Source organism: Roseivirga sp. UBA1976, assembly GCF_002336325.1.
In the GTDB taxonomy this organism is placed as follows: Bacteria; Bacteroidota; Bacteroidia; order Cytophagales; family Cyclobacteriaceae; genus Roseivirga; species Roseivirga thermotolerans.
In genome coordinates this window covers 1-10,274 of sequence record NZ_DDDQ01000139.1, presented here as the reverse complement: position 1 = coordinate 10,274, position 10,274 = coordinate 1, and the positions used below count along the sequence as shown (strand labels likewise).

Here is a 10,274-nt window from a genome sequence, read left to right as displayed (position 1 = left end):
CTTTTTACTTTTAACATGCCCGGGCAGTCCATTACTCAGCTCATGGGGGTATCGGTGCCTGCCGCAGTTGTAAAAATTCAGGGTACACGCCTAATGGAAAAGGGACCTTTATTGATTACCCATTGGGGTATGAGTGGCCCGGCCATTTTGAAAACATCGGCCTGGGGTGCTCGTTTGCTTCACGAAATGAACTATAAGTTCATAGCTCATATTAACTGGTTGGGCCTTAGCGAAACGGAGTTAAGGGAGATGTTAGGGCAGATACAGACAGACCACCCCAAGAAAAAAATTAAAAATCAGATGCCGCTGGGGCTTACACAGAGGTTATGGGAACATTTTCTGACAACCCTTGGAATAGACGAAGATAAGCCATGGGCTGAACTGTCGAAAAAGTCACTAAACCGTTTGGTGGAAAAACTCGGCAACGATCAGTATCCGGTGAACGGAAAAACCACTTTTAAAGAAGAGTTTGTGACAGCCGGGGGGGTAAAACTGGGTGAGGTAAACTTCAACACCATGGAGAGTCGGGTGGTTGAAGGCTTGTTTTTTGCCGGAGAAGTGCTCGATATAGACGGTATTACGGGAGGCTTTAATTTTCAGGCTGCCTGGACCACCGGCTACATTGCCGGAAAACACTGCCTGGCTTAGTTCCGCTCGTCAAAATGCTGCACCGCTTTTTGCAGTATTTATTTTAATTTCCCCATTCTTAAAATTTAAAACTATCATGAAGATTAGACATCTGATCATTACATGTCTTGCAGTGTTTTCTTCCGTGGGTCTACAGGCCCAGGATCTGCAGGAAATTCTTAAAAACTATGAGTTCCGAAACGTAGGCCCGCTAAGGGGAGGCCGTGTTACAGCCGTGGCCGGAGTAGCCAGCCAGCCCTCCGTTTTTTACATGGGAGCCACAGGTGGTGGCGTTTGGAAAACCGATGATTACGGAATGACCTGGAACAATGTATCAGATGGTTATTTTTCAACCCCTTCTATTGGAGCTATATCGGTTTATCAAAAAGATCCCAATATCATTTATGTGGGTACAGGCTCTGACGGTTTGCGCTCCAATGTGATTACGGGAAAGGGCATGTACAAATCTACCGATGCCGGTAAAACCTGGGAGTTTATAGGCTTAAAAGAAACCGGGCAGATTGGTGCTGTTGAGATTCATCCGGATAATCCCAATGTGGTTTATGTGGCTGCTATTGGTAAAGCTTTTGGTAAAAACGAAGAGCGCGGAGTATTTAAAACAGTAGATGGAGGAAAGTCCTGGCAAAAAGTATTGTATCATTCCGATAGTGTGGGTTTCTCCGATTTGGAATTGGCTCCTGACGACCCGAATACGATCTATGCCGGAGCCTGGCGTGCAGAACGTAAGCCCTGGACAATCATCAGTGGTTCGTCTGAGGGAGGCGTGTACAAGTCGACCGATGGAGGAGTGAACTGGACCAAACTTACCAACGGATTACCAACCCGACTGATCGGTAAGATAGATTTTGCCGTTTCGGCAGCGAAGCCGGAGAGGGTATATGCTAATATTGAAGCTTCAGACGATCAGGGCGGTTTGTACAGATCGGACAATCGTGGCGAAAGCTGGGAATTTGTTTCAGACAATTCTAACCTTACCAACCGGCCTTTTTACTACACCAATATTTATGCAAATCCGAAAAATGCCGATGTGGTGTTCAACAGTGCACTTCGCTTTTTAAAATCGACCGATGGGGGTAAAACCTGGCGGTCTGTGAGTACTCCTCATGGAGATAACCACGATATTTGGATTAACCCTAACGACACTTCCATTTGGATTCAGGCCAACGATGGGGGAGCAAACGTAACACTCAACAATGGCCGAACCTGGTCTACTCAATTCAACCAACCAACAGCCGAGCTGTATCAGGTAGAGGTAGACGATCAATACCCGTATTGGTTATATGCCGGCCAGCAAGACAATTACAGCACTATTGCAGTGCCCAGTATGCCAACAGAAAGTGTGCAGTCGGGGAGCAATGCTTTTATCATAAACACCGGTGGTTGTGAAACAGGCCCTGCCGTGCCTAAACCCGGAAATCCCAATATTGTATACTCCAATTGCAAGGGGCGTTTTGGAGTATATGACAAGCGCACCGGCCAGGAATTACAGTACTATGTGGGGGCAACCAATATTTATGGACACAACCCCAAAGATCTTAAATTCCGTTTTCAGCGAGTGGCTCCCATTCATGTATCGCCTCATAATCCCGATGTAGTGTATCATACCTCACAGTATGTACACAAAACCACAGACGATGGAAAGACCTGGGAAATTATTTCGCCAGACCTGACAGCCTTTGAAGCTGACAAGCAGGTGGTACCGGGAGAACCAATTACCCGCGATGTAACGGGAGAAGAATACTACAGTACCATTTATGCCATTAGAGAGTCTACCTTGCAGGAAGGCCTTATTTGGGTAGGGGCTAATGACGGACCTGTGCATGTGACCCGAGATGGTGGTAAAACCTGGACCAACGTGACTCCTGATATGCCTAAAGGGGGCAGGGTAGATGCAGTAGAACCCTCACCTCATAATCCGGCCAAAGCTTACGTGGCCGTTTTGCGCTATCAATTGGACAATGACTTTAGCCCTTACATCTATAAAACAGAAGATTATGGGCAAACCTGGGAGCTCTTAACTCCCGGTAATAATGGAATACCGGCCGATTACCCTACCCGCGTGGTTCGTGAAGACCCTGTGAAAGAAGGGGTGCTCTATGCCGGTACCGAGTTTGGGCTTTTTGTGTCGTTCAATGATGGTAAAAACTGGCAGGCTTTTAATAATAACCTGCCTGTAACCCCAATTACTGACATTAAGGTGCATAATGATGACTTGGTGATGTCTACCATGGGTAGAGGATTTTGGATATTGGACAACATTATTAGCCTTAGAGAACTGGCCGATGTAAAAGACTATCAGGCTTATTTGTTCGATTTGAAAGACGGAATAAGAAACCGTATGAGAGCCTCTAGCGATTATAATGGCCCGGAATATCCATCGATGGGTGTTACAATTGACTACTACATAAAAGACCAAGACCAGCCGGTAAAGCTGGAAATTGTGAATAGTGAGGGTCAGGTGATTCGTTCTTTTGTAAATGGAAGACCAAGTCCTCCGGTAGATACAGAACGAGATATGTCTACTGAATTTTCTGAGCCGCCAGCCGCTGGAGGACTACCAAATAAGCAGGGAATTAACCGCTATGTATGGAATATGCGCCATGCAGGAGGCTGGAGTGAAAATCCAAGAAGGTCTTATCTTGGCAATGGGCCAATGGTATCGAATGGCACCTATACGGCCAGACTTACTGTGGGCGATCAGGTGATGGAAGAACAGTTTAAAGTGGTACTGGACCCAAGAGGCAGCCTGGTGAATGATGATGATGTAGCTGAGCAAGAGCGGTTGGCTTTGGAGATTCAGTCGTTTGCCGATGAGGTGGCTCAATTGGTAGCTACGGTAGCCAAGGCCAGAGAAGACCTGCAAAACAGCCTTGAAACTGAAAAAGCAAGTAAGAGAGCGCAACGCAAGAAAGAACAGTTAGATACAATTTATTACCAATTGGTAACGCCTCCGGGTACATATATGCAGCCAATGTTGCAGTCACAGACCGGCTATCTTTCGAGCATGATTGGGCGGGCAGACCAACGTCCGGGGCAAGATGCTTATGAGCGTTTTGAAGAATTGAAAAGCCGCTTCGAAGCAATTAAGAAAGAATTTGAGTCGCTTAAGTAGTGGCCGATAAGTCAATCAATAGGCTCCGTTTTAGCTTTCCGCACCCTGTGGTAATGCTCTTCGGGATTTTAGTGCTCACAGCTTTGATGAGTTATCTAATACCCGCAGGAGTTTTTGATAGAGAAATAATTGATGGCAGGAGCCGGGTAATTCCCGGCTCTTATCATACCATAGACTCTACACCATTATCATTCCTCGATACTTTTCTGGCAATTCCCGGAGGTTTTGCCTCTGCTATTCCCATCATATTTGTGGTGCTTTCTTCGGGCATTATGTTCGGCATGTTAGAGAAGTCTGGCATGATCGAAAACGCGGTTGGTAGTTTTGTTAAAAGGCTGGGAGTGGAGAGAAGGTTGCTGGTTGTGGTGCTTCTAACTTACTTATATGGCTGTTTAGGAATCTTTATTGGGTATGAAAACAATATTGCCCTCATTCCGCTTGCGGCCATTACTTCTCTTGCACTTGGTGGAGATCTTATGCTGGCTGCTGGTATATCTGTTGGAGCGGTTACGGTGGGTTTTGGGTTGTCTCCGGTAAATCCTTATACCGTAGGAACAGGGCATACACTGGCACAAATGCCTATGTTTTCCGGATGGTTATTGCGACTTATTCTCTGTTTGGTGGCTTTAACGGTGTTGGCCTATTTTAACCTGCGGTACTTTAAAAAGATAATTAAGGAGCCTGAGAAATCGCTCTCTCTTGGTATAGATACCAGCGGTTTAAAGCTTTCAAAACCTTTGCATACCTATGCCATGAGCACCAACAACTGGCTGGTGCTTTGGGCTTTTGTTTTAGGCATGATAGTTATGCTCTATGGGGTTTTTAAGTGGCACTGGTACATTAATGAAATTTCTGCCATGTTCATAATCATTTCTATTGTGGCAGGATTGCTATCGCGAATGAGCGGTAAAACTATTGGTGAGACCACCTTGCGATCGGTAGCGGTTGTGGCACCCGGGGCGTTTATGGTAGGCTTAGCCACCAGCATTAAGGTGGCCATGGAAATGGCCAATATTTCAGACACCATAGCCTTTAATCTTTCAGAAGGTCTTAAAGAATTGCCGCTTTATGCCAGTGCTCTGGCTATGTCAGGTTCGCAATGTGTCATTAATTTTTTCATACCTTCCGGCAGCGGGCAGGCCTTGGCTACTTTGCCCATAATGTTGCCATTAGGAGATGTTTTGGGGCTTACCCGACAGTCCACAATTCTTGCCTTTCAGATTGGGGATGGTGTAACCAACCTGATCAATCCCACTCTCGGGGGGCTTATTGCTATGCTGGCTATGTGCAGAATTCCTTTCGACAAATGGATACGTTTTATCGCTCCGGTTGTAGGGCTGGTACTGCTTATGGCCTGGATTGGACTGAGCGTGTCGGTGGCCATTCATTGGGGGCCTGCCTAAAATTACCTTCGCTTTGCGACCGTTTGCAAAACCAAGGATTGTACTAATTTAGGCCACCGATTGACCAGCCAATGGCTGGCCGCATCGACAAACCTTGACTTACCGAACCTTATGCGTATGACCGTTGAAGAAATATTGTCTAAACTGGTGTCTTTTCCTGTCTTAGGAGGAGAAAGTAACCTTTCTATCATTCATTGGATACAGGAATACATAGAAAGCCATGGGGTGAAAACCACGTTGGTGCCAAATCCTGAAGGCACAAAAGCTTCATTACATTGTAGGATTGGGCCCGCAGTAGACGGTGGGGTCATCCTATCCGGTCATACCGATGTGGTTCCTGTAGAAGGTCAGGACTGGACCACAGATCCTTTTACTCTTACCGACAAAGGAGATGGCTTGCTCTATGGAAGAGGCTCATGCGATATGAAAGGGTTTGTAGCCTGTTGTTTGGCAGCCTTGCCCGATATGACCCGGGCCAACCTTACTAAACCAATTTACTTTGCCTTTTCATACGATGAGGAGATTGGCTGCCTTGCCGCTCCCGAATTGGCCCGAGCCATTAAAAGTCACTACACAGAGACTCCTCGTTTTGCCATTATTGGTGAACCAACCATGATGGTGCCAACTGTTGGACAAAAAGGGATTTGTATTTTTCAGACTAAAGTAACCGGTAGCCAAGGACATAGCAGCCGAATAAAACAAGAAGTAAGTGCTATACACGAGGCCATGCGCCTGATTCTCTGGTTAGAGTCTAAAATGGATGGATTAATTGCTTCGGGTTCGGTCGATGATCGATTTACACCCAATCATACGTCTATACACATAGGTAATATTTCCGGTGGGTTGGCGCCAAACATCATTGCCCAGGAGTGTGTATTCAACTGGGATGTAAGAACTATTCCTTCGGAAACTCCACAGCAAATATTAAAAGAGTTTGAGGAGTATTGTCGCCAGAGAGAGGCTGAGCTGAAGCAGCGTTTTGCGGGGTTCAGGATTTCTACCACCAACAAACACCCTGCGGTTCCGGGGCTAGATACCCGTTCAAACCAGGCTATTGTAGCTTTGGTAAAAGAACTGGCAGCCAACGAGACCACCGATGCAGTTTCTTATGCGGCCGAGGCTGGGCAGTTTGCCGAAGTTGGTTTTGAAGCAATGATTTGTGGCCCGGGAGATATTGCACAGGCCCATAGGGCCGATGAATTTATAGCCAAAGAGCAGCTTGCACTGGGGGTGGAGTTTATGAATCGGTTAATTAAAAAATTTTCTGAATGAACCTGTCAAAGTTACTTGCTGAAGCCGGTATTTCGGCCGTACAACCTATTCGGTTTGGCTCCGGTGAATTTTGTCAACTGGACTTAAGTAAAAATAACCCTTCATTGGAGCGTATAGATCTGAACGATGAAGAGCAATTTACAGCACAGGTTTTCGGCCAGTTGAAGGCCAATGGAGCCAGAGTGGGTATTGGTGGATATTTGGAAGAACGGGGCTTGTATTCGCGCAGCGAGCTTTTTACTGAAGATGAACCCCGCACCATTCACCTGGGTATCGATTTATGGGCACAGGCCGGCACAGCTGTTTATGCACCTTTTAAGGGTGTTGTTCATTCGTTTGACAACCGCAGGTCTCATGGCGATTACGGTCCGGTAATTATTCTTGAACACGAGGAGGCCGGCCTTACTTTCTATACTTTGTACGGGCATTTGAGTACCATGTCTTTACACGGACTGTATGAGGGTAAGCCCATTAGGAAAGGGGAACAGTTTGCTAGTCTGGGAGCTTACCACGAGAATTTTCATTGGCCCCCTCATCTTCATTTCCAGTTGATAATGAATATGGAGGGCTTTCATGGCGATTATCCCGGTGTTTGCAAGGCTTCGGAAAAGGGCAGGTACTTACAAAATTGTCCCAATCCTGAATTCATCGTCATGGCGGGGATACACTAGGTAAAGAGTTCTCCCACGTGTTTCTTTAAAAAGTCTACGGAAAGAGGTTTAATTTCGAAACCGTTTACCTCAGGGTATTTTGCAGCCTTTTGTTCATCTTCGGGGTTTATGGAAGAGGTGAGAATAAATATACGTGTACCATCGTGCCCCTCAATGTTCTGGTAGGCATCCAGAAAGTCCCATCCGCTCATGGTAGGCATGTTAATGTCTAGAAAAATGATATACTGGCCTGGGGCTTCTTTAAGGTAGTCCAGGGCCTGTTTACCATTGAGAAAAGTCTTGATAGTTAAAGGTACAGAAGTGAATTTTTTAAGAATAATTTCATGCAAAACATTGGTTGGCTGGTCATCATCCACTAATAAAATCTTCCTCATTTTAGCTCAGTAGTTTTGTTCGAAATTTCACCAATAATTTGATCCAATTCTTTGGCCGAGTCTAATATTACCTTTTTTATTTCATCAAAACTAAGCGATTCAACCTCATTCTCATTGAGCAAAGCCACATAACCCATAAGACGGGCCAATGGAGCCCGTACAACGTGCGACTGTATCCAGGCAATTTCACGTAGGCTTTTATTTTGCTCTTCAATTTTTTTCATGCGCAGTTTGGACTCCGTGATGTCCATTACGGAGCCTACCACTCGTATGGGTTTGCCAGTTTTATCGCGCAAAATTGCACAGCGGTCTATAACGTAAGACACCTGGTTGTTCTTATCCAAAATACGGTATTCTCGTTGCCAAACCTCATCGGTGCTGTTCATGGCTTGTTCAAAACTTTTCAATGAACTTTCCTTATCGTCAGGGTGAATGCGTTCAAACCATGAGTTATTATGTTTGTAATCCTCTACTTCTGCAAAAACGAAATTGGATTTTCCACCCCTGGTAATGATACCACTATTTGGATCGTAGTCCCAGATAATTTGGTTACTGGCGTGTATGGCCAGCTGAAAGCGCCTGTTACTTAAGGCTAGTTGTTGCTCAAAGTCTTTTCTCTCGGTAATGTCTTGAATGGTGCCCTCCATGTATCGCGTTAGGCCACTAGAGTTTTTAACCACATGTACTTTTTGGTATACCCATCGTAATTGATTGTCGGCCGTAATGATCCGGTGTTCCAACTGAATGTTGTCTTCAGCCTTTATTACGTTTTTCAACCACTCATTCATTAGCTCCAACTCATCGGGGTGAAAGGTAACGTGCAGGTTGTCTACGGTTGGGGTAAAGCTTTCTTTGGAGTACCCGTAAATGCCATATGTTTCTTCAGACCACTCGAAGTGACTGGTGTTAATGTCTTTTCGCCAATAGCCAATGAGTGCCAGTTCCTAGGCATTTTTGAGTCTCTGGTTGGTGCGTTTTAAATGGCTCTGTACCTGTTTTTGTTCTGTAATATCTTTTCCCACAAAGAGCAATAGATCATCGGCCACACTATACCCCATATTGAGCAATACCCATACAAGGTCGCCAGTTTTGGTGGTCAGCCTTATTTCATAGCCAATCGGATTGGTTTGATCTTTATAGGGTTCAAGTAAAATCTGATCGATTATTTGAGAGTCATCGCTATAAACAAAGTCTCGAATGCTCATGGTGCTTACGGACTCCCTGCTGTACCCTAAAACATGCAGAAAAGTATTGTTGGTTTCTTTTAGCAAACCATCTCGGTTAGTAGAAAAATGCAAGTCGGGCGATATGAGCTGAAACTGGCGGTTTCGCTCTTCAAGCAATCGCTGCTTGAGCAATGGGGCAATGGCCTGGCCCATTGCTGTGATGGTTTCTTTAAGATTGACAAAGTCTCCTTTATTATGGGTGGACAAGAACACCAGTACCCCTAAGAATTCTTTGTTGTTGATTATTGGAACACCAAGGGCGCCCTTAAGCTTAAAGTCGCTTACTAAATCGGCCCTGACAAACTCCGTTTCTGTTTGGTCGATGCTGTGCCAGAGAATGGCCTCTTGTTTTTCCCAGACTTTACCCGGTAGTCCTTTGCCTTTAGCAAAGCTGGAAACATTACTCTTTTCGCTGTAGGCCAGTAGCCCCATCGACTCTTTGAGGAAGAACTCAACCCGATTGAGTTTGGGTTCATCGTGCGATTTGAGCCATATTTCACAAATATCGAATCGTGTCTCTTCCACTATGGTGCGCAACGCAGATTTAAGACTGTCTCTAAGTGGTTCTGCCTGTGAAAATATGGTAATAAGAGAATGCAGTACATCTTTAATACGCTGTTCGCGAATTGAATCGCTGATATCACGGACGGTTCCAACCAACCGAATGGCATGTCCGTTTTTATCGCGTATAATGTGGCCGGAGTCTATAATGGTATGGTAGTTTCCATTTTTTCCTCTAAACCGGTATTGCAAAATGCAGCGATCTTTGGTCTGATCTTCCAGAACAGCCTTAAGGCTCTCGTACACATAGCCCACATCTTCCGGATGAATGTTAGGGAACCAGAATCCTTCTTTATTCCAGTCGGCCTCTTCATAGCCAAATAGGGCCTTTAGACTTTGCCCGGTACGCTCCACGTGGTTGGAGGCAAGATCCCAGTCGTAAATGTGATCTCTTGAAGCTAAGCTAGCTAGTCGATATCGCTCATTGGCTATTTCCAACTCATGTTCCGTACTCACTTGCCCGGTTACGTCTTTGGCATTGATCACAATTCCCTTTACTGCGGGGTTGTCGATCATATTGGTGAGTTGCATTTCAATGAGGATGGTATGACCATAGGCCGTGGGCACTTGAAAAGGTCTGAGCTGGGCTGAGCCTTCATTGAGAGTTTCTTCTATTTTGGATCGAACATAGTCTACCTCAGACTTATCAATTAAATCATAGATGTAGCTTCCCACCAATTGTTTGGCCGGTTTGCCCAATTTTTTCTCGCAGGTAGGGCTCACATAAGTGTAGCAACCATCGCGATTCATAATGGCCGTGAGGTCGTTGCTTTTTTCAACAATCGATTTGAATTTCTTTTCACTTAAGGCCAGTTCTTCTTTTATCTGCAGATTACAAACGGCCTGGGAGACACTACTTACTACAGTTTCAAAGAATTTTATCTCTTCACTGGTCCATTGCCTATCTTTTTTGTAGTCAGCAAAACAGATGTAGCCACCGGTAGAGTCTTCTTTTTGTACCGGAGCCAGATATAGCGATTTGGTGGTTTCAGGATTTGTGTACAGGT

8 protein-coding genes are annotated in these 10,274 nt (G+C 45.3%); 5 read left to right on the top strand and 3 right to left on the bottom strand.

All coding sequences use genetic code 11. The features are described from left to right. The 5 genes from B3763_RS13740 to B3763_RS13720 form a co-directional block, all read left to right on the top strand. On the top strand, nt 1-648 hold a 648-nt coding region (locus B3763_RS13740; protein WP_286747307.1), incomplete at its 5' end, for an aminoacetone oxidase family FAD-binding enzyme. A 76-nt stretch (nt 649-724) separates the two neighbouring features. Continuing rightward, nucleotides 725-3,760, top strand: coding sequence for a WD40/YVTN/BNR-like repeat-containing protein (locus B3763_RS13735; RefSeq protein ID WP_286747306.1), 3,036 nt, complete (start codon nt 725-727; stop codon nt 3,758-3,760). Further along, nucleotides 3,760-5,163, top strand: coding sequence for a YfcC family protein (locus tag B3763_RS13730; RefSeq protein WP_286747304.1), 1,404 nt, complete (start codon nt 3,760-3,762; stop codon nt 5,161-5,163). The genes B3763_RS13735 and B3763_RS13730 overlap by 1 nt, the downstream gene beginning before the upstream one ends. Nucleotides 5,164-5,280: 117 nt before the next feature. Further along, the gene (gene argE, locus B3763_RS13725; RefSeq protein ID WP_286747303.1) at nt 5,281-6,435 is read left to right on the top strand and encodes an acetylornithine deacetylase; all 1,155 of its coding nucleotides are present in this window, start codon (nt 5,281-5,283) and stop codon (nt 6,433-6,435) included. Then, nucleotides 6,432-7,106 carry a peptidoglycan DD-metalloendopeptidase family protein gene (locus B3763_RS13720; protein ID WP_286747301.1) on the top strand — a complete coding sequence of 225 codons (675 nt, stop codon included), beginning with the start codon at nt 6,432-6,434 and terminating at the stop codon, nt 7,104-7,106. The genes argE and B3763_RS13720 overlap by 4 nt, the downstream gene beginning before the upstream one ends. Here B3763_RS13720 and B3763_RS13715 read toward each other — a convergent pair. The 3 genes from B3763_RS13715 to B3763_RS13705 all read right to left on the bottom strand — a co-directional run. Then, nucleotides 7,103-7,480 (bottom strand): response regulator, encoded by a 378-nt coding sequence (locus B3763_RS13715; RefSeq protein WP_189631087.1) that lies wholly within the window; start codon nt 7,478-7,480, stop codon nt 7,103-7,105. The genes B3763_RS13720 and B3763_RS13715 overlap by 4 nt on opposite strands. Further along, the gene (locus B3763_RS13710; protein WP_286747309.1) at nt 7,477-8,412 is read right to left on the bottom strand and encodes a PAS domain-containing protein; all 936 of its coding nucleotides are present in this window, start codon (nt 8,410-8,412) and stop codon (nt 7,477-7,479) included. Before B3763_RS13710 ends, B3763_RS13715 begins: the two co-directional genes overlap by 4 nt. Before the next feature lie 12 nt (nt 8,413-8,424). After that, nucleotides 8,425-10,274, bottom strand: a 1,850-nt coding sequence (locus B3763_RS13705; protein ID WP_286747300.1) for a PAS domain S-box protein, incomplete at its 5' end; no start/stop codon positions are given.

Coding starts and splice junctions, on each gene's coding strand:
- B3763_RS13715 (WP_189631087.1), bottom strand. CDS start 7,480: ATGAGGAAGATTTTATTAGTGGATGATGACCAGCCAACCAATGTTTTG.
- B3763_RS13735 (WP_286747306.1), top strand. CDS start 725: ATGAAGATTAGACATCTGATCATTACATGTCTTGCAGTGTTTTCTTCC.
- argE (WP_286747303.1), top strand. CDS start 5,281: ATGACCGTTGAAGAAATATTGTCTAAACTGGTGTCTTTTCCTGTCTTA.
- B3763_RS13720 (WP_286747301.1), top strand. CDS start 6,432: ATGAACCTGTCAAAGTTACTTGCTGAAGCCGGTATTTCGGCCGTACAA.